The sequence below is a fragment of the Aliiruegeria sabulilitoris genome (assembly GCF_001558155.1).
GTDB classification, from domain to species: domain Bacteria; phylum Pseudomonadota; class Alphaproteobacteria; order Rhodobacterales; family Rhodobacteraceae; genus Tropicimonas; species Tropicimonas sabulilitoris.
Window position 1 is genome coordinate 256183 of the sequence record NZ_LOAS01000007.1, and the last position, 26587, is coordinate 282769.

The 26587-nt window shown below is 63.5% G+C and carries 25 protein-coding genes, 2 tRNA genes and 1 other RNA gene; 20 read left to right on the forward strand and 8 right to left on the reverse strand.

Features of this window, described 5'->3' with window-relative positions; translation table 11 throughout:
• The first annotated feature begins 130 nt into the window (after window positions 1–130).
• The gene (hfq, locus tag AX756_RS07360) at window positions 131–364 is read left to right on the forward strand and encodes an RNA chaperone Hfq (RefSeq protein WP_042461931.1); all 234 of its coding nucleotides are present in this window, start codon (window positions 131–133) and stop codon (window positions 362–364) included.
• A 23-nt stretch (window positions 365–387) separates the two neighbouring features.
• Window positions 388–1656, forward strand: a complete 1269-nt coding sequence (gene hflX / locus AX756_RS07365) for a GTPase HflX (protein ID WP_156461414.1) — start codon at window positions 388–390, stop codon at window positions 1654–1656.
• A gap of 263 nt (window positions 1657–1919) precedes the next feature.
• Here the strand turns inward: hflX and AX756_RS07370 are convergent, their stop codons facing one another.
• The gene (locus AX756_RS07370; RefSeq protein ID WP_068309806.1) at window positions 1920–4379 is read right to left on the reverse strand and encodes a penicillin acylase family protein; all 2460 of its coding nucleotides are present in this window, start codon (window positions 4377–4379) and stop codon (window positions 1920–1922) included.
• A gap of 81 nt (window positions 4380–4460) precedes the next feature.
• On the opposite strand from AX756_RS07370, the gene AX756_RS07375 reads away from it, so the two are divergent.
• The 3 genes from AX756_RS07375 (at window position 4461) to AX756_RS07385 (ending at window position 8250) form a co-directional block, all read left to right on the forward strand.
• Entirely contained in the window at window positions 4461–5333 is an 873-nt protein-coding gene (locus AX756_RS07375) for an NAD(P)-dependent oxidoreductase (RefSeq protein WP_068309807.1), read from the forward strand.
• Between the two features lie 297 nt (window positions 5334–5630).
• Window positions 5631–6869, forward strand: coding sequence for an alpha/beta hydrolase family protein (locus AX756_RS07380; RefSeq protein WP_068309808.1), 1239 nt, complete (start codon window positions 5631–5633; stop codon window positions 6867–6869).
• Window positions 6862–8250, forward strand: a complete 1389-nt coding sequence (locus AX756_RS07385) for a cytochrome P450 (RefSeq protein WP_068309809.1) — start codon at window positions 6862–6864, stop codon at window positions 8248–8250. Before AX756_RS07380 ends, AX756_RS07385 begins: the two co-directional genes overlap by 8 nt.
• Here AX756_RS07385 and AX756_RS07390 read toward each other — a convergent pair.
• The 5 genes from AX756_RS07390 to AX756_RS07410 form a co-directional block, all read right to left on the reverse strand.
• Window positions 8226–8453: a ribbon-helix-helix domain-containing protein gene (locus tag AX756_RS07390; RefSeq protein ID WP_068309810.1), complete on the reverse strand. Its 228-nt coding sequence runs from the start codon at window positions 8451–8453 to the stop codon at window positions 8226–8228. The genes AX756_RS07385 and AX756_RS07390 overlap by 25 nt on opposite strands.
• On the reverse strand, window positions 8450–9142 hold the full coding sequence (locus AX756_RS07395) for a Hint domain-containing protein (RefSeq protein WP_068309811.1): 693 nt from the start codon (window positions 9140–9142) through the stop codon (window positions 8450–8452). The genes AX756_RS07390 and AX756_RS07395 overlap by 4 nt, the downstream gene beginning before the upstream one ends.
• A gap of 147 nt (window positions 9143–9289) precedes the next feature.
• Entirely contained in the window at window positions 9290–9484 is a 195-nt protein-coding gene (locus AX756_RS07400) for a DUF4169 family protein (protein ID WP_068309812.1), read from the reverse strand.
• Between the two features lie 2 nt (window positions 9485–9486).
• Window positions 9487–10887: a class II fumarate hydratase gene (gene fumC, locus AX756_RS07405; RefSeq protein ID WP_068309813.1), complete on the reverse strand. Its 1401-nt coding sequence runs from the start codon at window positions 10885–10887 to the stop codon at window positions 9487–9489.
• Between the two features lie 270 nt (window positions 10888–11157).
• On the reverse strand, window positions 11158–11655 hold the full coding sequence (locus AX756_RS07410; RefSeq protein WP_068309814.1) for an SspB family protein: 498 nt from the start codon (window positions 11653–11655) through the stop codon (window positions 11158–11160).
• Window positions 11656–11986: 331 nt separating this feature from the next.
• On the opposite strand from AX756_RS07410, the gene AX756_RS07415 reads away from it, so the two are divergent.
• Window positions 11987–12142, forward strand: a complete 156-nt coding sequence (locus AX756_RS07415; RefSeq protein WP_156461415.1) for a hypothetical protein — start codon at window positions 11987–11989, stop codon at window positions 12140–12142.
• 135 nt (window positions 12143–12277) lie between these two features.
• Here AX756_RS07415 and AX756_RS07420 read toward each other — a convergent pair whose 3' ends face one another.
• Together AX756_RS07420 and ssrA are read right to left on the reverse strand one after the other, a co-directional pair.
• On the reverse strand, window positions 12278–12694 hold the full coding sequence (locus AX756_RS07420) for an ester cyclase (RefSeq protein ID WP_068309816.1): 417 nt from the start codon (window positions 12692–12694) through the stop codon (window positions 12278–12280).
• An 89-nt stretch (window positions 12695–12783) separates the two neighbouring features.
• Window positions 12784–13135: a transfer-messenger RNA gene (gene ssrA / locus AX756_RS07425) on the reverse strand.
• 74 nt (window positions 13136–13209) lie between these two features.
• Between ssrA and mbfA the strand changes: the two genes are divergently transcribed.
• The 14 genes from mbfA to AX756_RS07495 all read left to right on the forward strand — a co-directional run bounded on the left by mbfA (window position 13210) and on the right by AX756_RS07495 (window position 26553).
• Window positions 13210–14187: an iron exporter MbfA gene (gene mbfA, locus AX756_RS07430; RefSeq protein ID WP_068309817.1), complete on the forward strand. Its 978-nt coding sequence runs from the start codon at window positions 13210–13212 to the stop codon at window positions 14185–14187.
• Window positions 14188–14270: 83 nt separating this feature from the next.
• On the forward strand, window positions 14271–14777 hold the full coding sequence (locus tag AX756_RS07435) for a DinB family protein (protein ID WP_068309818.1): 507 nt from the start codon (window positions 14271–14273) through the stop codon (window positions 14775–14777).
• A gap of 45 nt (window positions 14778–14822) precedes the next feature.
• Complete coding sequence (gene acuI, locus AX756_RS07440; RefSeq protein WP_068309819.1) at window positions 14823–15809, forward strand: acrylyl-CoA reductase (NADPH); 987 nt, start codon at window positions 14823–14825, stop codon at window positions 15807–15809.
• A 293-nt stretch (window positions 15810–16102) separates the two neighbouring features.
• A tRNA-Gly gene (locus AX756_RS07445) sits at window positions 16103–16177 on the forward strand.
• Window positions 16178–16214: 37 nt separating this feature from the next.
• Window positions 16215–16289: transfer RNA gene (locus AX756_RS07450), tRNA-Gly, on the forward strand.
• Between the two features lie 117 nt (window positions 16290–16406).
• On the forward strand, window positions 16407–16994 hold the full coding sequence (gene hisB / locus AX756_RS07455; RefSeq protein WP_068309820.1) for an imidazoleglycerol-phosphate dehydratase HisB: 588 nt from the start codon (window positions 16407–16409) through the stop codon (window positions 16992–16994).
• A gap of 1 nt (window position 16995) precedes the next feature.
• Window positions 16996–17637: an imidazole glycerol phosphate synthase subunit HisH gene (gene hisH, locus AX756_RS07460; protein ID WP_068309821.1), complete on the forward strand. Its 642-nt coding sequence runs from the start codon at window positions 16996–16998 to the stop codon at window positions 17635–17637.
• Between the two features lie 133 nt (window positions 17638–17770).
• Window positions 17771–18991, forward strand: a complete 1221-nt coding sequence (locus AX756_RS07465) for an aminotransferase class V-fold PLP-dependent enzyme (protein WP_068309859.1) — start codon at window positions 17771–17773, stop codon at window positions 18989–18991.
• A gap of 48 nt (window positions 18992–19039) precedes the next feature.
• Window positions 19040–20476 carry a cryptochrome/photolyase family protein gene (locus AX756_RS07470; RefSeq protein ID WP_068309822.1) on the forward strand — a complete coding sequence of 479 codons (1437 nt, stop codon included), beginning with the start codon at window positions 19040–19042 and terminating at the stop codon, window positions 20474–20476.
• Between the two features lie 175 nt (window positions 20477–20651).
• Window positions 20652–21095: a TrgA family protein gene (locus AX756_RS07475; protein WP_068309823.1), complete on the forward strand. Its 444-nt coding sequence runs from the start codon at window positions 20652–20654 to the stop codon at window positions 21093–21095.
• A gap of 28 nt (window positions 21096–21123) precedes the next feature.
• Window positions 21124–22257, forward strand: coding sequence for an NUDIX domain-containing protein (locus AX756_RS07480; protein WP_068309824.1), 1134 nt, complete (start codon window positions 21124–21126; stop codon window positions 22255–22257).
• Window positions 22258–22320: 63 nt separating this feature from the next.
• Window positions 22321–23358, forward strand: a complete 1038-nt coding sequence (locus AX756_RS07485) for a cysteine synthase A (protein WP_068309825.1) — start codon at window positions 22321–22323, stop codon at window positions 23356–23358.
• A 4-nt stretch (window positions 23359–23362) separates the two neighbouring features.
• A complete protein-coding gene (locus AX756_RS07490; RefSeq protein ID WP_068309826.1) occupies window positions 23363–25837 on the forward strand; it encodes a DUF3772 domain-containing protein in 2475 nt (824 codons plus the stop codon).
• The gene (locus tag AX756_RS07495) at window positions 25834–26553 is read left to right on the forward strand and encodes an alanyl-tRNA editing protein (protein ID WP_068309827.1); all 720 of its coding nucleotides are present in this window, start codon (window positions 25834–25836) and stop codon (window positions 26551–26553) included. The genes AX756_RS07490 and AX756_RS07495 overlap by 4 nt, the downstream gene beginning before the upstream one ends.
• Window positions 26554–26587 lie beyond the last annotated feature (34 nt).

The following is a 26587-nucleotide window of genomic DNA, read 5'->3' on the forward strand; positions in this document are numbered from 1 at the left end:
AACCCCGCGAATCCAGTGACGTTCGGGCTGGAATCTGCCCCAAACACATATCATAGTAGCCTCCAAGGGCGATGCCCGCCCATCACGAGAGACAGCGATCCGCTAACTATAACAAAACAAGGCAAGAATAATGGCTGCAGATAAGCAGAACTTGCAGGATGCATTCCTTAATCACGTTCGCAAGACCAAGGTGCCCGTCACGATCTTTCTGATCAACGGCGTGAAGCTGCAGGGCGTCATCACCTGGTTCGACAATTTTTGTGTATTGCTGCGCCGCGACGGTCAGTCGCAGCTGGTCTACAAACACGCAATTTCAACGATCATGCCCTCGCAGCCGATCAATCTCTACGAGGGCGAAGACTGACCCGCCCCGATCATGAAGGCGATGTGCCCGCCGGTACCTCCGAGCGGGCCTACGTCCTGCACCCCGACATAAACTCCGACCCCGATCGGCGCGACGCGCAGGCGGGCCTTGCGGAGGCCGTGGCGCTCGCCGCCGCGCTGCCCGGTCTGGAGATCGTGGGCAGCGAAGTGGTGAAGCTGCGCACGCCGCAGCCCGGAACGCTGTTCGGTACCGGCAAGCTGGAGGAACTGGCCGGACGGATGAAGGCGCAGGAGGTGTCGCTGGTGCTGGTCGACGGGCCGGTGACGCCCGTGCAGCAGCGCAATCTGGAAAAGGAATGGGGCGTGAAGCTCCTCGACCGCACGGGGCTGATCCTGGAGATCTTCGCTGACCGTGCGGCGACGCGCGAGGGCGTGTTGCAGGTCGAACTGGCCGCGCTCAGCTATCAACGCACCCGGCTGGTGCGCGCCTGGACCCACCTTGAACGGCAACGCGGCGGGCTTGGCTTCGTCGGCGGCCCGGGCGAGACCCAGATCGAGGCGGACCGCCGGGCCATCGACGACGCGATCAACCGCATTCGCCAGCAGCTGAAAAAGGTGGAGAAGACCCGCGCCCTGCACCGGGCATCCCGTGCAAAGGTGCCATTCCCGGTGGTCGCGCTGGTGGGCTACACCAATGCCGGCAAGTCGACGCTGTTCAATCGGATGACCGGGGCAAAGGTGCTGGCCAAGGACATGCTCTTTGCCACGCTCGATCCGACCATGCGCGCGGTGACCTTGCCGACGGGGCAGAAGGTGATCCTGTCTGACACGGTGGGCTTCATTTCGGACCTGCCTCACCAGCTCGTCGCGGCCTTCCGCGCAACGCTTGAGGAAGTGCTCTCGGCGGATCTGATCCTGCATGTGCGCGACATCTCCCATGCCGAAACCGAAGGGCAGGCCGAGGATGTCGAGGCAATCCTGCACGAGCTGGGTGTCGCCGATGAAACGCCGCGCCTGGAAATCTGGAACAAGATCGACTTGTTGCCGGAGGCGGCCCGGGCACCGCTGGAAACGCTTGCCGCGCGGCGCGAGGACGTACTGACGCTCTCGGCATGGACCGGAGAAGGGATGGACCACCTCGTCGAGGCGGTCACGGAAGCGCTGGATGGCGCGCGCAGTTCCGAGACCCTGTCGCTGGATTTCTCCCAGGGCAAGCAGCATGCCTGGCTGCACGAGCAGCGCGTGGTGACAGACGAGCAGCAGAGCGAGACGGGCTGGGTCGTGGAGGTTTTCTGGACCCAGACACAAGCACGGTACTACCGGGACTTGTGAACTTGGCTTCTGTCTGCCGGGGCGAACCCCTCAGGCCGGGCGCGCGCCTCGCGCGCGGGAACGACGCTTCGGATCGTGTCTCCGGCGGAGGTGTTCTGGGAAAGACAAAAACCCAAAGGGGGGCTCCTTTGCGCTTTCCCCAAATATCTCGGGAAGGGCTCGTCAGAGTGCGGGGGCAACGCCCCGCATTTTCCTGCGCTCTGAGTCCCGGTGGAGCCTGACGGGCGGTTCGGATCCCATCGACTGGCGCGGGTAGCCGCGTTTCAGCGTGGTTCCAGCCGCGTGATGCCAACAGCACCCGCCCGGGCCAGATCCGGGTCCAGCGTCATCGGGATATACTCCCCGCGACGCCACAGCTCTCCCAGATCGTCGTAGTGGCGGCTGAGCGGATGGCCGGACTGTCCGGTGGCGGTAATGAAGACCGAGGCATCCGGGTCGGCAAAGTCATAGACGCCACGATAGCCCGCAGCTTGAACATTGCTGAATGGCGCGTCTCCGTCGCCGGCGGTGAGCGCCCGGTTCAACGTGTTGTCGCCTCCCGACGTGGATTGACGGATATTGACGAACCATTTCAGAACCGGCGTTTCCCCCAGCACCAGGTGATCGTGATGCGCTTCGTGTGCGTCTCCCCAGCGAAGGCTCTCCAGCGCGCTGCCGTAATTGTCCGCGATCCACAAGAGCGCCTCGTCCAGCGCAATGCGTGCGGTGTCGGAGCAGTTTTCGAGGATCGTCGATTGCTGAATGTCGCACCAGGCCGAGGCGCCGTCGATATCTCGGAACACCCGCTCGATGAACAGCGGCTCGGGGTGGATGAAGGCGTCGGCCAGCGGGCCGAGATCGTCCACGATCAGCTTGTGCTGCAGCTGGCGCAACCAGGCGGCATAGATCAGCGGTTCGGGCAGGTGCTCGTTCATCTCTCCATTCCAGTTGGCCAGAAGCTCCAGCGCGCGTTGGCGCTGGCGCTCCGGTGTTCCTTCCGGCGCGGCCTCGCCGGCATACCAAAGATCGCGTGCGATCAGCGGCAACAGGGTGCGCGCCGTGATGGAGACGGTGTCGAGCTGGGCCGCGATGAAGCTCTCGCGGGTATGGACCTCGCGTTCCGCCATCAGCTTTTGCCAGCGCTGGATGCGTTGCGTGTCGCCCCACAGGTAACTGACATGATTGGGAAAAGCGCGGTCTGTCGTCTTGTTGTTGGTATTGCCGACAATCCCGCCGGCGGGGTCCACGATGCGCGGGTTCTCGTCGTAGGGCAGAAACCCGTGCCAGCGGTTGCGATCCTGCCATCCGAGCGAGGGCAGGCGCCCCTTGCTGACATGTTGCGGGTCGCGTGCGGGCAGCCGGCCCATGAGTTGCAACGCAACGCCCTCCCGGTCGGCCAGGATCATGTTGACGGCGGGGGCGACGTGATGGGCGCCGGCGGCGATCGCCGCCTCGATCGTATCGGCCTTCATCAGTTTCAGCGCTGCCTGGTACGAGCTGTCTTCGCTTGAAAGTGCCGTCCAGGCGAGGGCCGCGACATGGCCGGAGGGCGTAATGCCGTCGAGGCCGAAATGGCTCCGTGGCAGGACGGGGCCGTTCTCCGTCCAGCGCAGGGTGATCGTGACGGGATCGGAGTCCTTCACCTCGATAATGGAGCGCTCGGTGCGGAACGCTTTCCAACCATCCGGCGTGCGATAGCTCTGGGTGTCGGCCGGGTTCAGCTCCTCCATGTAGAGGTCCTGATCATCGGCATAAGCGGCGGTCAGCGCCCAGCCGAGCTTTTCGGACCGTCCCGCCATGATGGAGGGAAGCCCCGGGATGGTTGCGCCGATGACGCCGCCCGATTTCAGTTCGAGCCGGGCCAGGTACCAGATCGTCGGCGCGGACAGGCCGAGATGGGGATCGTTGGCAACAAGCGCCGCACCGGCGGCGGAACGGGATGCCGCGGCGGCCCAGGCATTGGACGCACCGGAAAGGCGCGGCGCGTTGACGGGGTTCAACGGATCGTTTGGCCAGACCGGCGCCCGAGCGAATTTTGGCAGATCGGGGAAGAGGGCGCCGTAATCGGGGGCCCCCATCTTTTTGTCGCCGGGCACGTCGGGCAGGATATCCATCAACCGCTCGTTGGGTAGAATGAGCGACGCGCTCGCGCGCAGGATCTCGTTCTGCATCTGCGTGGCCAGATCCAGCGCCATGATCTTGCCGATGGCAATGGAATCGGCGGGCTGCCAGGGCGCGATCTGTGGCTGGAACAGGAAGAACTCCGGCGCGCCGCGGCCGAGCGCCTCGGTGTTGATGGTCTCGATCCAGGCATTGACCCCGGCGGAATAGGCCTTGAGTGCGGCCAGGCTGGTTGCGTCCAGCGCATCGACCGACTCCGTGGCCGCGCGGTAGAGGTCCAGCCGGCGCAGGAACTCGTCGGTCTTGACGGTCCGGGCGCCGAACAGTTCCGACAGGCGTCCCTGTGCGGTGCGGCGCAGCAGCATCATTTGCCAGAGCCGGTCCTGTGCATGGGCAACGCCAAGGCCGAAGAACACGTCTTCGTCCTTCTGCCCGAAGATATGCGGGATATTGGCATTGTCGCGGACGATCTCGACCGGGGCGTTGAGGCCGTCGAGCTGCCATGTGGCGTCGTAATCGGGCAGCGAGCGGCTGGCAAAGAAGTAAACCAGCATCGCGGCACCCGCCATCAATGTCAGCAAAACCGTCAAAAGCCGCAATGTCCAGCGGAAGACCCGTTCCATACTGCCCCTTTCCGTTGACCTTGGCGCATAGCCCGTTAGGTCTGGACGCAACCTAGAGCAAGCACAAACAGGGGGAAAGATATGGCGCGCGTTGCATTTCTTGGATTGGGAGTCATGGGCTCCCCGATGGCGGGACACCTGGCGAAGGCCGGTCACGAGGTGACGGTTTATAACCGGACCACCGCCAAGGCGCAGGCCTGGGTTGAGCAACATGGTGGAAAGCTGGGGAAAACTCCCGCCGAAGCGGCGGCGGGCGCGGATTTCGTCATGGCCTGCGTTGGCAATGACGACGACCTGAAACAGGTCTGCACCGGCGAGGGCGGCGCTTTCGAGGCGATGGCGGCAGGCACGGTTTTCGTCGACCACACGACGCTTTCGGCACGGATGACGCGGGAGATGTATGCAGCGGCCGATGAGCGGCAGGTCTGTTTCGTCGATGCGCCGGTCTCCGGCGGACAGGCGGGAGCGGAAAATGGCCAGCTTTCGGTGATGTGCGGCGGTGACGAGGGAGCGTTCCTGCGCGCTGAGCCGATCATCGGCGCCTATGCAAAAACTTGCCGCCGGCTGGGCGGGAGCGGTGCCGGGCAATTGACCAAGATGTGCAACCAGATCGCCATTGCCGGGATCGTGCAGGGTCTCTCCGAAGCGCTGCATTTTGCCGAGAAGGCCGGGCTCGACGCGCATGGCGTGGTCGAGGCGATCAGCCAGGGCTCGGCGGCGTCCTGGCAGATGGACAACCGGGCAAGGACGATGCTGGAGGACCATTACGATTATGGGTTTGCGGTCGACCTGATGCGCAAGGACCTGAAAATCTGCCTCGGTGCCGCCGACGAGATCGGGGCCACCGTGCCGGTAACGGCGATTGTAGATCAATTCTACAAGGATGTTCAGAACATGGGCGGCGGGCGTTGGGATTCCTCGGCGTTGTTCAAGCGCATGCGTTCGCTGGGCTGAGAACGCAAGGACGCAGATTTTCCACGCCGCGCAGCGGCGCCACCCCCGCTCGGGCTCTGCCCGGCGGGGAGCCACCTGTCACTGTCCCGACAGCCTGTGCTGCGTGCGGCAGGCGGCGTGGCCTTGGTCGTCGGGGACGACGGCTCCGCCGGGATATTGGGGGTCGGAAGACGTCTGAAACCAGCGAGGTTTCCCGGTTCGTTACAATTTCGCTATTGTGTCAGCTGTTTCCGCCGGATTGTCGCTTGGGGGTAAATGCCGCTTCAAATCCGGGGACTTGTGGGCATAGATGGGGTCATGGATGAGAGCCAGCCCGTCGATGCGCCGGAAGCGGGGCCCGTGAGGCGCCGCCGGGTGATCTACGTGCCCGGCTACGACCCGTTCCATGCCCGGAAGTACCGAGAACTATACCGCAGCGAGTCCCGCGCACAGGCGGCGATCTCGGGCTATTCGGTCACCGTATCCGGGCGCGAAAAGGCGGAGTATTTCGGCTGGCAGGTCGCGGCGGAAATCGAAGGCACTGAGGTCGAGACCGAGGTGGTCCTGTTGGCCTGGTCCGATATCGTCAAGGAGTCGATGGAGCGCGGGTTGTGGCAGACCTATCTGCAAATGCTGCGAACGATCTGGACCTATTCGAACTCCGGGGCGCTTCGCGGTGTGTTGCGGCTCAACAAGGGGCCGGTCATCGGGGCGTTCTACCCGGTCGTCTTCTTGGTGCTGCAACTGCTCTTTGCGCTGGCCGTTGCCTCTGGGATCGGCTGGGCGATTGCGCAAGTCGCGCCGTTGTGGATGGGCCTGGCCGGGCTGGTAGTGGTGGCGCCGACCCTGCGTTGGTTCGCACGGCATGACAACCTGGTCCTTGCCCGCTACCTGCTTCATACCTTTGCCTTTTCCTGCGTAAGCGGTGGCGCTTATCCGCAGGCATTGGAGGCGCGGATGGCCGCGTTCGAGCGGGTCATTGCCGAGGCGCTGGAGGCGGATGTGGACGAAGTTCTGGTCGTGGGCCATTCGCTGGGTGCGCATGTCGCGATTTCCATGCTGTCCGACCTGATCCGCGCTGGTAAGCATCGCCCGGACGGGCCAGTCCTGTCTCTGCTGACCCTTGGGCATGTGATCCCGATGGTCTCGCTGCTGCCGGGGGCGGCCCGGCTGCGGGCGGATCTGAATTTCCTGTCCGCCAGCGAGGCATTGTGCTGGGTCGACGTGACCGCACCGGGGGATGGCTGCACCTTTGCCCTGACCGATCCGGCGTCTGTCTCGGGCGTGGCGCCCGAGAACCAGCGCTGGCCGCTGATCCTGTCGGCCGCCTTCAGCCAGACGCTTAGCCCGGAGCGCTGGAAAGCGCTGCGCTGGCGTTTCTACCGGCTGCATTTTCAGTATCTCTGCGCCTTCGACCGTCCGAATGACTATGACTATTTCCGCATTACGGCGGGGCCCAAGACGCTCTGTCAGCGTCTTGGGCATCGCAAACCTTCGCCCGGGGTGAAACGCCAATGCGTCTCGAAACAGACCAGCATGGAGTTGCGAGATGTCTGACCTGCCACCGAAACCGCCCGCGCGCCCCGAGCGGGTTTCGCTGCTACGCTATGTGCGGCTCTTTCGGCAGGACATCCTTTCGGCGCAGCCGGCGAAGCTCTACCGCGCCTGGATGGCCGAGTTCCGCACGCCGTTCTTCCATTCCTACATGATCAATCAGCCGGAGCTGGTGAAGACGGTGCTGGTGGAACGGCCCGACGATTTCCCGAAATCGGACCGGGTGCGGGAGGGGCTGGAGCCTCTTCTGGGCAACAGCGTCTTCGTGACCAATGGCGAGGTCTGGAAGCGCCAGCGGCGGATCATCGATCCGGCTTTCGAGGGGGGGCGGTTGCGCGAAGTGTTCCCGGCGATGTGGGACGCGACCCAGGCGGCGATTGCGCGTCTCTCGGCACGGGCAGGGCACGCGCCCATCGAAATCGAGGCCGAGACGAGCCATGCGGCGGCGGATGTGATCTTTCGCACGCTGTTTTCCATTCCCATCGAGCACGAGGTAGCGGCGGCGGTGTTCGACGAGTTCCGCGCCTATCAGCGTACGCAACCGCTGGTGAACCTTGCCGCCTTCCTGCCGCTCCCGCGCTGGCTGCCGCGCCCGCACCGCCGGTCCACGCGGGCCAGCGCAGAGGTGATCCGCGGGTTGATCGCGCGCCTGACCGAAGACCGCCAAGCCGAGATTGCCGCCGGGACCGCACCCGATGACCTTGCCACCAAGATCATGACCACGACCGATCCCCTGACAGGCGAGCGGTTCGAGGCCGCCGAGATGGTGGATCAGGTGGCGATTTTCTTCCTCGCGGGGCACGAGACCTCCGCATCGGCGCTGGCTTGGGCGCTCTACTTGTTGGCGCGCTATCCGGAGGCGCAGGAGCGGGTGGCAACGGAGGCTGTGACGGCGATCGATCTGGAAAGGGAAGACTTTTCAGCTATTTCCAAGCTGTCCTTCACGCGCGATGTGTTCCGCGAGGCACTGCGCCTTTATCCACCGGTGCCTATGATGGTGCGGCAGGCGACGCAGGAGGAATGCTTCCGGGATCGCGTAGTGCGCAAGGCCAGCCAAATCGTGATCTCGCCTTGGCACCTGCACCGGCAACCGCGGCTTTGGGACAATCCCGACGGGTTCGACCCGGACCGCTGGAAAACCGCGAATGGCAAGCAGTGCCAGCGCGAAGCGTTCATTCCGTTTTCCGCCGGTGCGCGCGTTTGCACCGGCGCAGGCTTCGCGATGATCGAAGGTGTCCTGTTACTGGCGATGCTTGTCCGGACATTCCGAATCTCGCCCGTCGAGGGGCGCGAACCGGTCCCTGTGGCGCATTTGACGGTCCGGGCGAAGGATGGGATCTGGTTGCGGCTGGAGCCGCGTCAGCCACCGGACAGTTTGCGCTGATAGTCCCGGAGCACGAAGAGGCGAATGGCCGAGGCAAGGCCCATTTCCAGCCCGCGCTCGCGGTCGATCTCGGCGGCGAGCGCGTTGATCGGCTGGCCGCGCTCGGCGGCGATCTCGCGGAAGGCTTTCCAGAACTCGTCTTCGAGCGACACGCTGGTGCGGTGGCCCGAGAGGGTCAGGGAATGTTTGACCGGTCTGTTCACCGCCGACGCTCGGCGCGGGGGCGGATTTCCGGGCCGTAGAGATCCAGCCCATGTTCGAGATCCGGGAACTGGGCCAGCACCTCGGCGCGTTGGCGGCTGTTGCCGGGCAGGGGGCGCAGGGCATTGGCATGCAGCGTCTCGACGGCCAACCCGTCCACTGCGATGAGCGCGTGTTCCTCGGTCATGAGCTGGACATAGGTCACGGCGCGGGCGGGCGCGGGCTTGATGCCGAGCAGGCCGATCATCTCGCGCGCTTCGATCAACACGCCTGACTTGGGGCCGCCCGGCAGTGTCAGCAGCAGACCGGCCAGCGGCGACAAGCGGATATCCATCCGCGGGCTTCCGCCGGCAAGGGCGTTGCGCGGCACGGTGACCGGGCCGATCTCGGGCATCTCGGCCATCTGGGTGGGGCTCAGGGCGCGTTTTCCGATCCAGCGCAGAGGCAGGGCGCCCTTGTCGACGGTCAGGATCAGGTCGCCGGTTTGAAGCTGTCCGGCCGGTTTCGGACCCTGCGGCGTCATCACCCGCGCCTCGGCGGCGATGGCGGATTGCAGCCACGCCCCGGGCAGGAGCGGCATATCGGGAATGTCGATGCGTGCCTCGGCGGTCAGCACGAAGGGGCGCGGCGCTGTGCGCGCGGCGTTCACGGGGCGTGCCCGTGCAAAGGCCTTTCCGGAGATGTTCTCCATGCCCTGGCTCTCTCGCTTTCCTGCCTCGACCCGCCCCTTGGGCGGCAACGTCTTGTGCGCCGTTTGTTATTGCGCAAATCATCGCGCTCACGCTGCGTTTCAGCAAGCGCGGAGAGGGGAAATGCCGGGTCTTGTGACGATTTTACCCTAGTCGTTCGCGGTGTCGTCCGGGTCCAGACGGCCTTGCGCGTGCAGCTTGCTCTCTCGCAGGGCGTCGTCGCGGGCACGTTTCTTCTCGGCCTTGGGCAGGCCGTGCAGCACCGCGTTTCGGTCCGCCTCTTCGCGGGCCTGCTTCCGGGCCCGCTGCTTGCGGACCCGGTTGAGATTTATCGGCTTGGCCAAGATCAGGCCTTCGGCTTCGGGCCGACCATGTTCTCGGGGCGCACGACGGCATCAAACGTTGCCTCGTCCACGAAACCGAGGTTGATCGCCTCTTCCTTCAGCGTGGTGCGGTTCTTGTGCGCGGTCTTGGCGACCTTGGTGGCGTTGTCATAGCCGATGGTCGGTGCCAGCGCGGTGACCAGCATCAGGCTTTCATCGCGCAGTTTCTCAATGCGCTCGCGGTCGGCGCGAAGGCCCACGACGAGGTTGTCGGTGAAGGCCGAGCAGACATCGCCCAGAAGTTGCATGGATTGCAGTACGTTATAGGCGATCATCGGCTTGTAGACGTTCAACTCGAAGTGACCTTGCGAGCCGGCCATGCCGACGGCCATGTCGTTGCCCATCACGTGGCAGCAGACCTGGGTCATGGCTTCGCACTGGGTCGGGTTGACCTTGCCGGGCATGATCGAGGAGCCGGGCTCGTTCTCCGGCAGGATCAGTTCCCCGAGGCCGCAGCGCGGGCCGGAGCCAAGCAGGCGGATGTCGGAGGCGATCTTGAAGAGCGAGGCGGCGACCGTCTTGAGCGTGCCGGAGATCTCGACCATGGCGTCATGGGCGGCCAGCGCTTCGAACTTGTTGGGCGCGGTGACGAAGGGCAGGCCGGTGATCGCGGCCATGTTGTCGGCGACCTGGACGTCCCAGCCCTCGACAGTGTTCAAGCCGGTGCCGACGGCAGTGCCGCCCAGGGCCAGCTCGTTGATGTCATCGAGCGCGATCTCGATGCGCTCCATCGACTTGGCAACCTGGTGCACGTAGCCCGAGAACTCCTGGCTGAGCTTGATCGGGGTGGCATCCTGGGTGTGGGTCCGGCCGATCTTGATGATACCGTCGAACTCCTCGACTTTCGCCTCCAGCGCGGCATGGAGCTTCTTCAGACCCGGCAACAGCACCGCCTCGGCCTGCATCGCGGTGGCGATATGCATGGCGGTCGGGAAGACGTCGTTGGAGGACTGACCCATGTTGCAATGGTCGTTCGGGTGGATCGGATCCTTGGAGCCGATCACGCCGCCCAGCATCTCGATGGCGCGGTTGGCGATGACCTCGTTGGAATTCATGTTGGACTGAGTGCCCGAACCGGTCTGCCAGACGACGAGCGGGAAGTTGTCATCGAACTTGCCGTCGATCACTTCCTGGGCGGCGTCCATGATGGCTTTGCCGAGCTTTTCGTCCAGCTTGCCATTCTCGACATTGGCCATTGCGCAGGCCTTCTTGATCACGCCGAGCGCACGGACGATCGGGATGGGCTGCTTTTCCCAGCCGATCGGAAAGTTCAGGATCGAGCGCTGCGTCTGCGCGCCCCAATACTTGTCGGCGGGAACTTCGAGGGGGCCGAAGCTGTCGGTTTCGGTGCGGGTCTGGGACATGCATATTCCTCCGGGTGAACGTTGCACGCCGTTTAGCCTCCGACGCGCGCGGGGGCAATTGAACGGTGCGCCGCAGGGGGCGGTTTGCTGAGAAAGAACGCCGCGAGGCGCCGCCAAAGCCGCTTGTCCGGGGCTGATGCTTCCGGGCCCGGATGATTATCAAGCCCCTCGGCCTTTGGATGTGCGGCCGGGGCTCTGTTGCTCTCTGTGTTGCGTGCCGGGATGATTTCGACTGCGAATCCAACTCACGCCGAAAACCGCCCCTCGCGGTTACTTCCGGAAGCTGTCGAGGCTCACGATTTCCGCATCGCGCTTCTCGTCTTCGTCGGGTTCGACATCTTCGGCAAGCGGGGCCTCGGGAATGTTGTCTTCATCCTCGACCTCGGAAAGATAGTCGCCCTCCTCGTCGTCGTCAGAGGAATTCTCGAACCGCAAACCGAACTCCACCGAGGGATCGACGAAGGTGTAGATCGCGTCATAGGGAATATAGAGCGGCTCGGGACTGTCGCCGAAATTGAGCGTGACCGAGAAGCCTTCGTCCGTGACTTCGAGATTATCGAACCAGTGCTGAATGACGACCGTCATTTCCTCGGGATAGCGGTCATGCAACCAGTCCGCGATGGCAACATCGGGATGAGTGGTGTCGAAGGTGATGAAGAAGTGGTGCTGCCCGGGCAGGCCGGACTTGGCGACTTCTCCCAACACATCCTGGATCAGGCTGCGCATGGCCCTGTGCATGAGCTTTCCGTAGTCGATGCCTTGCGACATGGGCCTCTGTTTCCTTCTTGTCGTACCACGCGTGATGTTGCGGCCAGCATAATAGATTCGAAGGGGAATGGTAGTCCTCCCCGTTCTGGCGCGTCGATGTCGAATCTGACGGGTTTCGGCGTGGAAGGAAACCCGGCGCGCGCGGCTTGCCGCAGCATTTTGCATTTTGTCGGATGGACGAAATTTTTCATGCGCATCCTGAGAAAGTCACAGAAAAAGAGCTGCTACATAGTGAAACTCTGGATTTTCTTGCTGAAAGGTAATGTGGCGCGCATCAATCGAAGGTGCCTCGGACGCGCCTGGGTGCCGGGGCAAACGGCAGGGAGTGTTCATGAAACTCACCCCTCTCGAAATCGACAGTGTCGTTCTTGCACTTGTTGCCTGTTCTTTTGAACCAGAGCCCATCTATGTCCCGCCGACATACGGCGAGGCGGGTGCGGTCTGTTGCATGACTGTGCGCAAGTTGGCTGTGCTCGAAGTTTCCTGATCGAGCAGCTGCAGACCGATCCAGCAAGCCAATTCCAGCGGCCTCTCGTTTGGAGGCCACCAGTCATTCTTGCAGCCCCGCAAGAGCCGCTCTTTGCTCCGGCCGAGGAAACGGAGCCGATACCGCGCTGTTCGCTCAGGAAAGCCGCTGGCCGGTCATGCACAGGGCCAGCGCGTTTTCCGGAACCAAGCCCAATTTCTCGAAAAGGCCCAGAAAATCGAGGCAGTTGAACGCTTCGACAATCCGTCCCTCCACGATGCGGGCTACCATCATGCCACTTCCGGAGATGGTCTGGCCGGTCATCAGAACTGTCGCGTCAAACGTGGCCATGACCGAGATCCACTCGTCCTGTTCGACGGTTTTCTCCAGCGTAACCCGCGTCACCTTGAGCTGTTCCAGCAAGGCGGCGACGAATTCGTGGAATTCCGCCCCGCCAACCGCGAGATCGGGCATCAGCCCGCTGGCTTCTGCAGTAGAATCGAAAAAGGCTTCGGCTTCCTCCAAGGCTCCAGCGACCCAGACACGGTCGTAAAAAGCCTGAATCAGTTCCATTTTTCCTGACATTGCGCACCTCTGTTTTGCACAATGCTAGGCCAAGGGCCTGAAAAAACCCTAAACGGATATTCGCCTATAGGTGGAAAGGTGCAGGTTTCTGTTGCCAGGTACCTGCGAACCCCGCCAGACCTTGCTAGAGGCATGGGCTTAGATTTCGGTATTGGTCACTGCATTACGCAGCGACGGCCACCGGAGCACGATTGTCATTGGCAATTATGCTTAACGGACCGATAACGGTGGTACCTCACCGAGCAAAAGCTAACCCCTTTAGACGTCCGTCGATCCTATTTCGGCCCCATGATCCCCCAATGCGGGATTTTTGGTGGAGCCGCCGGGTACCGCCCCCGGGTCCGAGCCGTTTATTACGAGCGCGTTTATCGCCATATTCCCCGAGGGGACGTACCAAAAGTAAGCGCTTCGGGGCTCCGGTTCAAGCGGCAACTCAGCATCTTTGCATCCCGGGCACCGAAGGTGTACGCGAAGAGGACCGCAGGCTCTTTCGGAGGACGCCGATGTCCAATGTTTTTTCGTCCAAGAAGCGTTTTCGCGATTTGAGCGAGGCCGAGATCCTCGCCCTGGCAATTTCCTCGGAGGAAGATGATGGCCGGATCTATCGTAATCTCGCCAGTACGTTGCAGGCCGACTTTCCCTCGACCGCTGCCATGTTCATCGACATGGCCGAGGAGGAGGACAATCACCGCCAGCGCCTGATCGACATGTTTCAGGCCCGCTTCGGTGACAATATCCCGCTCATTCGCCGCAGCCATGTGGCGGGCTTCTATGACCGAAAGCCGGAATGGCTCACCAAGCAGCTTCCGCTGGCGCGGATGCGCGAGATCGTGGCCGAGATGGAGTTCGAATCGCGCAGCTTCTACGAGAAGGCCGCGGCCCGGGTGAGCGATGCCGAAACCCGGCGCCTTCTGGGGGATCTGGCAGCGGCGGAGGCCGGCCACGAACACATGGCCGGCGAGCTGGCCGAGACGCATCTGACGGGGGAGGCCATCGACGAGGAAGACCTTCAGGCGCATCGGCAATTCATCCTGACTTGGGTGCAACCGGGACTGGCCGGGTTGATGGACGGTTCGGTCTCGACCTTGGCGCCGATCTTTGCCGCCGCCTTCGCCACTGGCGATACCTGGAACACCTTCCTGGTCGGGCTCGCCGCTTCGGTCGGCGCGGGCATTTCGATGGGATTCACCGAGGCCGCCTCCGATGACGGCGCGATTTCCGGCCGCGGCAGCCCGCTCAAGCGCGGCATCGCCTCGGGCGTCATGACCACGCTGGGTGGGCTCGGCCACGCGCTGCCGTACCTGATACCAGATTTCTGGACCGCCACCACGATTGCCGTGTTCGTTGTCTTCATCGAGCTGTGGTCGATCGCCTGGATCCAGAATAGGTTCATGGAAACGCCGTTCTGGCGAGCCGCGATGCAGGTCGTCCTGGGCGGCGGTCTCGTTCTGGCCGCTGGTATCCTGATCGGCAGCGGGTAACGCCGCGCCGCAGCAGAAACGCTTGACAGCATCGCGCTCTGGCGCATCCTTTTTCCGAGAATGGGGAACCGGAGGCAGAGCCGATGATAACGGTCGAGTATGTGCGCCTCATGGCGCGTTATAACATGTGGCAGAACAATGCCTTGATCGCCGCGGCCGAGACACTGGATCCGGCGGCACTCAACGCGGATCGCGGCGCCTACTTCGGCTCCATCCTGGCGACCTGCAACCACCTGCTCTGGGCCGATCAGATCTGGATGTCGCGGCTCAGCGACTGGCAACCGCCAAAGGGCAGTATCCTCGACAGCGTCTCGCTCTGGCCAACCTTGGCTGCGTGGAAGGCCGATCGCATGCGCGCCGATGGCCGGATCCGCCTCTGGGCGCAACGACTCAGGCCGATAGATCTGCGCGGAAATCTACACTGGTATTCCGGATCGCAGGGTCGGGACATCTCGCGGCCCGTTGCAACCTGTGTCATGCACATGTTCAATCATCAGACCCATCACCGTGGTCAGGTCCATGCAATGCTGACGGCGGCGGGCGCGACGACGACGGACACCGACCTGGTGTTCATGCCCGAATACATTTGAAACGAGGCGCCGCGAGTTCGGCCCTCTTGCAAGGAGAGTGCCGAGATGCGCGCATTGATCGTGGAAAAGAACGAAGACGGGAAAACCTCGGCCGGGGTACAGGAGATCGACGAGAGCCGACTGCCGGAGGGGAACGTGACGGTCTCGGTCGAATATTCCACCGTGAATTACAAGGACGGGCTCTGCATCGGGCCGGGCGGCGGGCTGGTGCGGGAATACCCGCATGTGCCGGGGATCGATTTCGCAGGCACGGTCGAGGCGAGCGATGATGCACGCTACAAGCCCGGCGACAAGGTTGTGCTGACCGGCTGGCGCGTGGGCGAGGTGCATTGGGGCGGCTATGCCGAAAAGGCCCGGGTGAACGCCGACTGGCTGGTTCCGCTGCCCGAAGGGCTCAGCACCAAGCAGGCCATGGCGGTGGGAACCGCGGGTTTCACCTCGATGCTTGCGGTGATGGCGCTGGAAGCCCACGGGCTGAAGCCGGAAAATGGCGAAGTGCTGGTTACCGGTGCCTCGGGCGGTGTCGGCTCCGTGGCGACGGCGATCCTGGCCAATCTGGGCTATGATGTCGCCGCCGTGACGGGCCGTCCGGAACAGTCGCAATATCTTGCCAATCTGGGCGCGTCCAAGCTAGTGACACGGGACGAGTTGGCCGAAACGGTCAAGCGACCGCTGGAGCGCGAGACCTGGGCCGGTTGCGTCGATGCCGTTGGCGGATCGATGTTGGCGCGGGTACTTGGCCAGATGAAATATGGCGCTTCTGTCGCCGCCGTTGGCCTCGCCGGCGGGGCGCAGCTTCCCACGACCGTCGTTCCCTTCCTGCTTCGGGGCGTGAACCTGCTCGGCATCGACTCGGTCATGCAGCCCTACGAGAACCGGCTCGTGGCCTGGGAACGGATCGCCTCCGACCTTCCGATGGAGAAACTGGAGGGGATGATCGTCGAAGCGACGCTGGCCGATCTGCCGAAACTGGGCGCCGATATCCTCAAGGGGCAGGTGCGCGGACGTGTCGTTGTCGACGTGAACGCCTGAGGGGGGGGCGGCAATCACCTCCCGGGTTCTTTCGCCTCAAGGCGGCCGCGACGAAGGAGTTGCGGCCGTCGGAGGGGGCTCTGCTCCCGCGGCGTATTTGACCCGGAATGAAACCCGGCTTCTTCCCGGAGGGAATGCGCTTGCCGCAGGTGGGATCACAAGGCTTGCTCCCGCACGCAGAAGATGCGCCTCGCTTGCAGCTTTCCGGGGCGACAGGAAGAATTCAGCCCAAGAGGTGATTTTTCGCTTGAAGCCTTGGGCGAGGGCCGGTAAATCCCCGCTCACTCTCGGATGCGGGCGTAGCTCAGGGGTAGAGCATAACCTTGCCAAGGTTAGGGTCGTGAGTTCGAATCTCATCGCCCGCTCCAAGAGAGACTGGGAAACCAGTCACATAGCCAGTGAAGCGCGGGCGTAGCTCAGGGGTAGAGCATAACCTTGCCAAGGTTAGGGTCGTGAGTTCGAATCTCATCGCCCGCTCCACTGGAAATCCTTTCAAGATCGACGCATCGGCCACAACGAACAGCCCCTCTGTTCGTAAGCCCTTGGAACGGTTTGCGCGCCCCTGTATGGAAGCGCGGTCAAGGATTGGAGTAGGCCATGCGCAAGGCGAAAATCGAACGGGCAACCACCGAGACGAAGATTTCGGTCGAGATCGATCTCGACGGAACGGGTCGGTATGACTGCAAGACCGGTGTCGGTTTCTTCGATCACATGCTGGAACAACTGGCCCGCCATTCGCTGATCGACATGACGATCCGCGCCGATGGCGACCTGCATATCGACGATCACCACACGGTCGAGGATACCGGCATTGCCATTGGGCAGGCGCTGGTCAAGGCACTTGGCGACAAGCGGGGCATCCGCCGCTACGGCTCCTGCCTGCTGGCGATGGACGACTCGCTGGTGCGCACGGCGCTGGACCTTTCGGCGCGGCCCTATCTCGTGATGAACATGGATTTCCCGACCGCCAAGATCGGCAGTTTCGACACCGAACTTGTGCGCGAGTTCTTCCAGGCGCTCTCGACCCATGGCGGCATCACCCTGCATATCGACGCGCTGCACGGGATCAACAGCCACCACATCGCAGAGGCCGGATTCAAGTCTGTCGCCCGCGCGCTGCGGGAGGCGGTGGAGCCAGACCCGCGCAAATCCGATGAAATTCCGTCCACCAAGGGGATGCTCTGAAATGTCGCTGACCGTTGTTGTCGATTACGAGAGCGGGAACCTGCACTCGGCCGAGAAGGCGTTTCAACGCATGGCGGCCGAGACCGGTGCGGGCGAGGTCATCATCACCGGTCGCCCCGAGGACGTGGCGCGCGCCGATCGGATCGTATTGCCTGGTGACGGCGCCTATCCGGCCTGCAAGGCGGCGCTGGAGGGGCATTCGGGTCTTGAAGAGGCGATTCAGGAGGCCGTGATCGGCAAGGGCCGCCCCTTCATGGGGATCTGCATCGGCATGCAGATGATGGCGAGTGTCGGCCGGGAATACCGGGACACGCCCGGTTTCGACTGGATCGCGGGTGAGGTTGTCGCCATCGAGCCTTCGGACCCGAGCCTGAAAGTGCCGCATATGGGCTGGAACGATCTGGTCGTGTCCGGAACCCACCCGGTTCTCGACGGCATCGTGACCGGCGATCACGCCTATTTCGTCCATTCCTACCAGGTGCGCGTCGAGAACCCGATCCACCGCCTGGCGCATGTCGATTACGGCGGCGAGGTCACCGCGATCATCGGGCGGGACAACATGATCGGTACCCAGTTCCACCCCGAAAAGAGCCAGCGCGCGGGGCTGCGGATGATCTCCAATTTCCTGACCTGGGCACCCTGACGGAACGACGCGACGGCAGGCAACGGTTTTTCGCGGCATGAGCCGGGCGCATCTGCTTGCGGCTGGCCGCACAAAGAGACAGATTGCGGGCCGCGGCAACCACCTGCCGCGGTCCGTTTCGTCTGGAGGCACCATGCTTGACATCGATTTCGTGCGGCGGCAATTTCCCGCCTTTTCCGAGCCTTCGCTGCAAGGGCAGGCCTTTTTCGAGAATGCGGGCGGCTCCTATACCTGCGCGCCGGTGATCGACCGGCTGACGCGCTTTTACCACCAGCGCAAGGTGCAACCCTATGCGCCCTATGCCGCCGCCGAGGCAGCCGGAGCCGAGATGGACGAGGCGCGCGAACGCCTCGCCGCGATCCTCGGTGTGGAGTTCGACGAGTTGAGCTTTGGTCCGTCGACCACGCAGAACACCTTCGTTCTGGCCAACGCGGTGCGGTGCTGGCTGACGCCGGGCGAGGCGATAGTGGTGACCAACCAGGATCACGAGGCCAATTCCGGGCCGTGGCGTCGGCTGGCCGACGAGGGGATCGAAGTGCGCGAGTGGCGCATCGATGCCGAGACAGGCGCGCTCGACCCGACCGATCTCGACGTGCTGCTGGAGGATGGCAATGTGCGGCTCGTCTGTTTCCCGCATTGCTCCAACGTGGTGGGCGAGATCAATGACGTGACCGCGATCACCGCGCTGGCCCATGCGGCGGGCGCCTTTGTCGTGGTCGATGGCGTCTCCTACGCCCCGCACGGGCTTCCGGACGTCGGCAACCTTGGTCCGGATGTCTACCTGTTTTCCAGCTACAAGACCTATGGCCCGCATCAAGGTGTGATGGTGATCCGCCGGCAGTTCGGGTTCGAACTGCCCAACCAGGCGCATTTCTTCAACGGAGACACGCTCTACAAGCGGTTCACGCCTGCCGGGCCGGACCATGCACAGGTGGCGGCCTCGGCCGGGATGGCCGACTATATCGACGCGCTCGCGGCGCATCACGGAATTGGCGGTAGCGCGGTGGAACGCGGGGCTGGCGTGCATGACCTGATGCGGGCGCATGAGGTCGAACTGATGCAGCCTCTGCTGGACCATCTCGCCGCCCGGAACGATCTGCGCCTGCTCGGCCCGCGCGACGCCGAACGCCGCGCTCCCACGATTGCCGTCGATCTTGGCCGGAGCGCCGAGGACGCCGCCCGTGAACTGGCCAGGCATGGGATCATGGCCGGTGGCGGCGATTTTTATGCGGTGCGCCCGCTGGAAGCGCTCGGGGTCAATCCCGATCAGGGCGTCCTGCGGCTCAGCTTCGTGCATTACACCAGCAAGGCGGAAGTGGATCAGCTCATCGGCGCGCTGGACGCGACCCTTTGAGCGACAAAGGCGCTTGACCTTTCGCGGCTGAGGGCCAGTTCTCGAAGCATGGTTAAAGAAGCTTCCATTCTGGTCTGGTTCCGGCGCGGCGATCTGCGCCTTTCGGACAATCCCGCCCTCCGCGCCGCCTCCGAGACGGGGCTGCCGGTTCTGCCGGTTTTCCTGCGCGACGAGGTGGTCGAGCGGGTCGGCGCGGCCGCGCTGTGGCGGATGGGCCTGTCGCTGGAGAGCCTTCGCGACGATCTGGAGCGCTTCGGTTCCCGGCTGATCCTGCGAACCGGGGCGGCTGAAGTGGCTGTCAGCAAGCTGATCGAAGAGACCGGTGCGACTGCGGTCTTTTGGAACCGCGCACATGATCCGGCCTCACGCCAACGCGACACGAACCTGAAAGCGAAGCTGAAGGGGAAGGGCATCGAGGCGCGCAGCTTCGAGGGCAACCTGCTTTTCGAGCCGTGGCGGACCAAGAACAAATCCGGCCAGCCCTACAAGGTTTTCACACCGATGTGGCGCGCGCAGGCGCAACAGCCTGTCATGGAGCCGGCTTCCGTGCCGCAACGCCTCCTTCGTCCTCCGGTATGGCCCAAATCGGAATCGCTGTCCGATTGGTCCCTGGTCGAGGCGATGGGACGCGGCGCCGCGATCCTGTCGAAGCGGGTGAAAGCAGGTGAGGGCGCAGCGCGGGACCGGCTCGAGGAATTTCTCGATCAGGGGCTGGCGCAATATGAAGAGGGGCGCGATGCCCTGTCGCGTGATGGCTGCTCAGGGCTGTCTCCTTTTCTTGCCAATGGCGAGATCGGAATCCGGCAATGCTGGCAAGCCGCGATGATGCGGCACGAGGCGGGAGCGTCCGGCGCGCAGCCTTTCCTGCGCCAGCTCATGTGGCGCGAGTTTTCCTGGCATCTCCTGTTTCACTGGCCGGAGCTGGAAACCCGCTGCTGGAAGGCGGAATGGGAGCAGTTCCCGTGGAATGCCGAGGAAAACCGCTCCGAGATCCGTGCATGGAAACGTGGGCGCACGGGTGTCGAGATGGTAGATGCCGGCATGCGCGAGATGATGGTGACGGGGCTCATGCATAACCGCGCGCGCATGGTTGTTGGCAGTTACCTGAGCAAGCACCTGATGGCGGACTGGCGGATCGGACGGGCCTGGTTCGAGCAGCACCTGATCGACTGGGACGCGGCCAATAACGCGGTCGGCTGGCAATGGGTGGCTGGATGCGGGCCCGATGCCTCGCCCTATTTCCGCATCTTCAACCCGGACCTTCAGGCCAGCCGCTACGACAAGAAGGGCAGCTATAGTCGTCGCTGGATCGCCGAGGGGCAGGCGCGCCCGCCCGAGACGGCGCTGGATTTCTTCGAAGCCTGTCCGGCGGCATGGAAGTTGTCGCCCCGCGATGCCTATCCCGCACCGGTGGTGGCGCTGGAGGAGGGCCGGCGCGCGGCGCTCGCGGGTTTGGAGCGGTTCAAGGATCAAGCGCCGGCCTGACGGCGCGACCGGCTTGAAAGCAATTGTGGCCGACTGTCGATCCACTCCTCACACCGGCATGCAATTCCGAAAACTGGTGCGAACCGCGCCACAATTTCGTCCGTTTGCTGTGATGTAACGCCACAGGTAGCCCGAATACGCCACTGGTCCGTTCGCAGAAGGGAGAGATTGACCCATGCCCACAGCCGCCAAGCTGTTTGCCGCCTTCGGCTTTGCCCTGGTGGCCTTCTTTGCCTCCGAAGTCTACAAGCCGCTGCTTCCCGAAGGCACCCAATTCGCCATGCTGACCCCGATCAACACGTTTATCGGGGCCGTATGTGGCTGGATGAACATGGGGCAGCTTGCCGGCAAGGGCAGTTATGCCGCGATTGGCTCCGCGATCCGGACGGTCGGCGTGATGCTTTTCTACGTGCTCGTCCTTTGGGCGGGCGTGGAAATGCTGGAGCGTTCGGTGAGCCTTTACTACGACGGTCCGACCGAGGCGCTGATTGCCATGATGGACCTTGTTGCGGAGTATTTCCTGCTGATGCTAAGCGGCCCCGAGGTTCCGATCGTCCTGATCTGTGGCGGGGTGCTGGCAGCGCTCCTGTCGGAGTGGGCCTCGGAACGCTGGGCCTGAGGCTTCAAAATGGGGGCAGTCGCAATCAATGGAACCGATCTTTCTTTATGGCACGCTGTGCCATGAGCCATTGCGGCAGCTGGTCGTCGGCGCGCATACCGCCCCGACCCCTGCGCGCCTTCCCGATCACGCCGTCTACTGGGCCCGGGGCGAAAGCTACCCGCTGATTGTCACCGAATCCGGCAGCACGGCCGAAGGGCTTCTGCTGTGCGATGCAAGCGATCAGGCCATTGCCCGAATGGATTACTACGAAGGCGCTTTCGGCTATCGGCTGCAGCCGGTTGATGTGTTGACGGAGGCAGGGCCCGTGCGTGCCTGTATCTATGTCCCGCCGCCGACCGGCACGGAAGTCGGGGCGCCATGGGATCTCGCTGCCTGGGCGGAACGCTGGGGGCCGCTGAGCTGCATGACCGCCGAAGAAGTCATGGAGGATATGGACCACCGCACCCCCAAGGAGGTCGCCCGACGCTTCGGCCCGCTGCGGGCGCGGGCGCAGGCGCGTCTGAACGCGCAGAACGAGAACACGCCCACGACGTTGCGCCACAAGGCCGGTGCGGATGACATCGCCCTGAAACGGCGCCGTCTGGCCTATGCCAATTTCTTCTCGGTCGAGGAATATGACCTCACGCATCGCCGCTTCCGTGGCGATCACGGCGCGGTCTTGAACCGCACGGCCTTTGTCTCGGGCGATGCGGTCACCATCCTTCCCTATGACCCGGTGCGCGACAGGGTGCTGCTGGTCGAGCAATTTCGTGCCGGGCCATATGCGCGTGGCGACAAGCAGCCCTGGCTGCTGGAAGCCATCGCGGGCCGTATCGATGGCGGCGAGACACCGGAACAGGCCGCGCTGCGCGAGGCGGAGGAGGAAGCGGGGCTGACGGTGCGGGACCTGAGGCTTGTCAGCCAGTATTACCCGACGCCGGGGGCCAAGACGGAGTATCTGTTCGGCTATCTCGCCACGGCGGATCTGCCGGACGAGGCGGCGGGCCTTGGCGGGCTGGAAGGCGAGGGCGAGGACATCCGTACCCACGTGATCGGCTTCGATCACGCCATGGACCTGCTGCAGAGCGGCGAGATCAATGTCGGTCCGCTGATCCTTCTGCTGCTCTACCTCGCGCGTTCTCGCGCAGAGTTGCGCGCAGCGGCCGGCCTTGGCGGCTGAGGCTGGTTGACACCCGCCATCTCTGGGCTAGCAAGGGAGAAGCAAGTCCAGGGAGCGTTTTTCATGACCATCAAGACAGATCTCGCAGCGGCCGTCGGAAACACGCCGCTGATCCGGCTGCGCGCGGCGAGCGAGTCGACAGGGTGCGAGATCCTCGGAAAGGCCGAATTCCTCAACCCCGGGCAATCGGTCAAGGACCGCGCGGCGCTCTATATCATCCGCGACGCCATCGCCCGCGGGCAGCTGCGCCCCGGTGGAACGATCGTGGAAGGTACGGCGGGCAACACGGGCATCGGTCTTGCGCTGGTGGGCGCTTCCATGGGGTTCCGGACGGTGATCGTCATCCCCGAAACGCAGAGCCAGGAAAAGAAGGACATGCTGCGCCTTGCGGGGGCGCAACTGGTCGAAGTGCCGGCCGCGCCCTATCGCAAGCCCAACAATTTTGTTCGGTATTCCGGGCGCTTGGCGGAGGAACTTAACAAGGTAGAGCCCAATGGCGCGATCTGGGCCAACCAGTTCGACAACATCGCCAACCGGCAAGCCCATATCGAGGGCACCGGCCCGGAGATCTGGGAACAGACCGGCGGCGAGGTGGACGGCTTCATCTGTGCGGTTGGTTCCGGCGGTACGCTCGCGGGCGTGGCGATGGCGCTGCAGCCCAAGGGCGTCAAGATCGGGCTTGCCGATCCTGATGGTGCGGCGCTGCATTCCTTCTATACGAATGGCGAGCTGAAGGCAGAAGGCTCCTCGATCTCCGAAGGGATCGGGCAAGGGCGCATCACGGCGAACCTCGAAGGGTTCACGCCCGATATGTCCTTCAATATCCCCGATTCCGAGGCCCTGCCGATCGTCTTCGACCTGCTGGAGCACGAGGGCCTGTGCCTCGGCGGTTCGTCGGGCGTGAACATCGCCGGGGCAATCCGCATGGCCAAGGAGATGGGGCCGGGGCACCGGATCGTGACGATCCTGTGTGATTTCGGCACCCGCTACCAGTCGCGCCTGTTCAATCCGGATTTCCTGCGCGGCAAGGGGCTGCCGGTGCCACATTGGCTGGACGGGGCCGAACGCCCGCTGCCGGATGTTTTCGAGGCAGAGGAGTAACAGCATGCGCTCCCGGCTCGCGCTGATCTGTGCGGCGCTCTTGTCGTTCACCCTGTGGATGGAAACGGGTGCCGCCCCGGGAATGAGCGGCTGGTCCGTGGTCGCCCCGGCATCCGCGCAGGAAGCGGAGAGGCCCCGGATATCGGCCGAGGACTATGCGGAATGGGAAAAGATCGCCGCGCGTGCGGAAGAAGCACTGGGCAGTCAACAGGCCTCCGACGCGGCCTTCGAGTCGCTCCGCAGCGATCTGGTGACATGGCGCAGCCGGTTTCAGGTCGAAGAGTCTCGTGACGCGGACCGGATCGCCACCCTTCGCAGCCAGATCCAGGCCCTGGGGCCGGTTCCCGAAGAGGGGATGAGTGAAAGCGAGGAAATCGCCGCAAGGCGGCAGCTGCTTCAGGAAGAATTGAACAGCGTGAACGCACCCGTTCTGACCGCCGAGGAGGCGTATACGCGGGCCAACGGTCTGATTTCGAGGATCGATTCCCTGATCCGCTCCCGTCAGAAGGCAAAGCTGCTTCTGCGCGGCCCGTCCCCGATCCTGCCATCGCACGTCCTGACTGCCGCGGAGGATATTCAGAAGGTATCGCGGATACTGTCAGCGGAAGTGAGCACGTCCGCCCATCTCCGTTCCGACGTTGCCGAGTTCCGCAAGAATTTGCCGGAGATCGCGGTTCTCCTGGGCCTGTCATTGCTGTTGTTGATCCGTGGCCGCCTCTGGTTCCGGCGATTGGTCGACTGGATGATGCTGCATGGCGGCGGAGAGAAGGTACTCGTCGGTGCGATGCTGCTCTCGCTGGGGCAAGTTATCCTGCCGGTGCTGGGGGTAATCCTGTTCGTGGCGGCCTTGCGGGCCACGGGCATGTTCGGGCCCAGCGGCGAAGGTATGCTGGGCGCGGTTCCCAAGATGGGCATGGCCTTTGTCATGGCGCGTTGGCTTGGCCAGCAGATATTTCCACGGATGGAGAAATGGCCGACGCCATTGGAATTGACGCGGCACCAGAGGGTCCGCGGGCGCTTCTATTCCTCCGCCCTCGGTGTCCTTTTCGCGGTCGCCATCTTTGTACAGACAATGATGTCCCTCTTTCCGTTGGAGACGGAAACCGGGGTCGTCTTTGCCTTTCCGGTGATCGTGCTCGCAGCGATTTGCCTGGCCGGGTTGGCCAAACTGCTGATCGCCCATGGCATGCAACGGCAGGGAACCGGGGCGCCCGAAGACGTGGTCGACGTGGACGCGGAGGAGAGTGGCTTCTTCAGCCGCGTGATGCTTCTGACCGGGCGGGCCTGCATGGTCTTCGCTGTCGCCGCTCCGCTCGCAGCGATGGCCGGCTACACTCGAGCGGGGATTTTCCTGTCTCTCTCGCCCTCGCTGACGCTCGCCATCCTGGCGACGGTGAGTTTTCTGCAGAAGCTCTCCATGGGCTTGTTCGACTGGCTGACCGGGCGTCAGAAGGCGTCCGCAGAAGGCCTGCTTCCGGTTGTGGTGAACTTCGCGCTCATCGTGATCGCACTGCCTTTCATCGCGCTTGTCTGGGGCGTGCGTAAGGCGGACCTCGAGGAAGCCTGGGTGCATCTTCAAGAAGGTTTCACGATCGGCGACACCCGTGTCTCCTTGTCGGTGTTGTTCGTTTTCGCCATCGCCTTTTTTGGCGGTATGCTGGCCACCAGACTGGTGCAATCGGCCATGCGCGCGTCGGTTCTTCCGCGCACGCGGATCGACCCCGGCGGTCAAAAGGCCGTCATTTCCGGGCTGGGCTACCTTGGCATCTTCCTATCGGCGATGATCGCGGTCTCGGTTGCGGGGCTCGATCTGAGCAACCTTGCCATCGTTGCCGGTGCGCTATCGGTTGGTGTCGGTTTCGGCCTGCAGAATATCGTTTCGAATTTCGTCTCCGGCCTGATTCTGCTGATCGAACGGCCGGTGACGGAGGGCGACTGGATCGAGGTTGGCGGCGTGATGGGCACTGTGCGCAAGATCTCGGTGCGTGCGACGACGGTCGAGACCTTCGACCGCAATAACGTCATCGTGCCCAATTCCGATTTCGTCTCCGGACAGGTGACGAACTGGACCCGTGGCAACCTCTCGGGGCGGCTGATCCTGCCGGTTGGCGTGGCCTATGGGACCGACACCCGCAAGGTCTCACAAATTCTGCAGGAAATCGCCGAGGCCCATCCGCTGGTCATCGTCAATCCGCCCCCGATGATCGTCTTCCAGGGGTTTGGCGCGGATTCGCTCGATTTCGAGATGCGGGTTGTCCTGAGGGACATCAATTTCGGGCTCGGAACGCGCAGCGAAATCAACCACCAGATCGCCGAGCGTTTCGCGCAGGAGGGGATCGAGATTCCCTTTGCACAGCGTGATATCTGGTTGCGCAACCCGGAGGCGCTTCATCGGCCGCCGCCGGCAGGCACGCCCATGCCGATGGGGCCGCCTCGGCCCGATCCCGATCCTGAATTTCCGACGGAGGACGATACATGACCGACATGCTGTTTCGCGAGGACGCCTACGCGCGCGAGGCGACGGGCAAGGTAGTGGCCCATACGGCAGAAGGCGGGATCGTGCTCGACGCCACGATCTTCTATGCGCAGGGTGGCGGCCAGCCGGGCGACAGCGGTGCTCTGCACTGGGACGGCAACATGCTGGAGATCGCCACCACGGTGAAGGGCGAGGAGGGGCAGATCGTGCTCGTGCCAGCCGAACCCGCACCGATGCCCCCCATTGGCTGCGAGCTGCGCCAGTCGCTGGACTGGGAACGCCGGTACCGGCACATGCGGGTCCATACGGCACTGCACCTTCTCTCGGTTGTCATCCCGCTACCGGTTTCGGGCGGCTCGATCGGGGCCGAAAAGGGCCGGCTGGACTTCGACATGCCCGAGGCGCTGGAGGACAAGGAAGCGATCACGGTTGCGCTTCAGGAGCTGATAGACCGCGACCTGCCCGTGAGCGAAAGCTGGATCACCGATGAGGAGCTCGCGGCCAATCCCGGTCTGGTCAAGACGATGTCCGTGATGCCGCCGACGGGGCAGGGCAGGGTGCGGCTGGTCCGGATAGGGACCGATTCCGATCAGGTGGACCTGCAGCCCTGTGGCGGCACCCATGTCGCTTCCACCGGCGAGATCGGAAAGATCCGGCTCGGCAAGGTGGAGAAAAAAGGCGCCCGAAACCGGCGTGTGAATCTGCATCTGGAAGCATAAGAACGCGGCTTGGACGGTTTTCGGGACGGTCTGG

Bases quoted from the DNA above. Each gene is read 5' to 3' on its own strand.
- hfq (WP_042461931.1), top strand. From the start codon at position 131: ATGGCTGCAGATAAGCAGAACTTGCAGGATGCATTCCTTAATCACGTT.
- AX756_RS07370 (WP_068309806.1), bottom strand. From the start codon at position 4,379: ATGGAACGGGTCTTCCGCTGGACATTGCGGCTTTTGACGGTTTTGCTG.
- AX756_RS07375 (WP_068309807.1), top strand. From the start codon at position 4,461: ATGGCGCGCGTTGCATTTCTTGGATTGGGAGTCATGGGCTCCCCGATG.
- AX756_RS07380 (WP_068309808.1), top strand. From the start codon at position 5,631: ATGGATGAGAGCCAGCCCGTCGATGCGCCGGAAGCGGGGCCCGTGAGG.
- AX756_RS07385 (WP_068309809.1), top strand. From the start codon at position 6,862: ATGTCTGACCTGCCACCGAAACCGCCCGCGCGCCCCGAGCGGGTTTCG.
- AX756_RS07395 (WP_068309811.1), bottom strand. From the start codon at position 9,142: ATGGAGAACATCTCCGGAAAGGCCTTTGCACGGGCACGCCCCGTGAAC.
- fumC (WP_068309813.1), bottom strand. From the start codon at position 10,887: ATGTCCCAGACCCGCACCGAAACCGACAGCTTCGGCCCCCTCGAAGTT.
- AX756_RS07410 (WP_068309814.1), bottom strand. From the start codon at position 11,655: ATGTCGCAAGGCATCGACTACGGAAAGCTCATGCACAGGGCCATGCGC.
- AX756_RS07415 (WP_156461415.1), top strand. From the start codon at position 11,987: ATGAAACTCACCCCTCTCGAAATCGACAGTGTCGTTCTTGCACTTGTT.
- AX756_RS07420 (WP_068309816.1), bottom strand. From the start codon at position 12,694: ATGGAACTGATTCAGGCTTTTTACGACCGTGTCTGGGTCGCTGGAGCC.
- mbfA (WP_068309817.1), top strand. From the start codon at position 13,210: ATGTCCAATGTTTTTTCGTCCAAGAAGCGTTTTCGCGATTTGAGCGAG.
- AX756_RS07435 (WP_068309818.1), top strand. From the start codon at position 14,271: ATGATAACGGTCGAGTATGTGCGCCTCATGGCGCGTTATAACATGTGG.
- acuI (WP_068309819.1), top strand. From the start codon at position 14,823: ATGCGCGCATTGATCGTGGAAAAGAACGAAGACGGGAAAACCTCGGCC.
- hisB (WP_068309820.1), top strand. From the start codon at position 16,407: ATGCGCAAGGCGAAAATCGAACGGGCAACCACCGAGACGAAGATTTCG.
- hisH (WP_068309821.1), top strand. From the start codon at position 16,996: ATGTCGCTGACCGTTGTTGTCGATTACGAGAGCGGGAACCTGCACTCG.
- AX756_RS07465 (WP_068309859.1), top strand. From the start codon at position 17,771: ATGCTTGACATCGATTTCGTGCGGCGGCAATTTCCCGCCTTTTCCGAG.
- AX756_RS07470 (WP_068309822.1), top strand. From the start codon at position 19,040: ATGGTTAAAGAAGCTTCCATTCTGGTCTGGTTCCGGCGCGGCGATCTG.
- AX756_RS07475 (WP_068309823.1), top strand. From the start codon at position 20,652: ATGCCCACAGCCGCCAAGCTGTTTGCCGCCTTCGGCTTTGCCCTGGTG.
- AX756_RS07480 (WP_068309824.1), top strand. From the start codon at position 21,124: ATGGAACCGATCTTTCTTTATGGCACGCTGTGCCATGAGCCATTGCGG.
- AX756_RS07485 (WP_068309825.1), top strand. From the start codon at position 22,321: ATGACCATCAAGACAGATCTCGCAGCGGCCGTCGGAAACACGCCGCTG.
- AX756_RS07490 (WP_068309826.1), top strand. From the start codon at position 23,363: ATGCGCTCCCGGCTCGCGCTGATCTGTGCGGCGCTCTTGTCGTTCACC.
- AX756_RS07495 (WP_068309827.1), top strand. From the start codon at position 25,834: ATGACCGACATGCTGTTTCGCGAGGACGCCTACGCGCGCGAGGCGACG.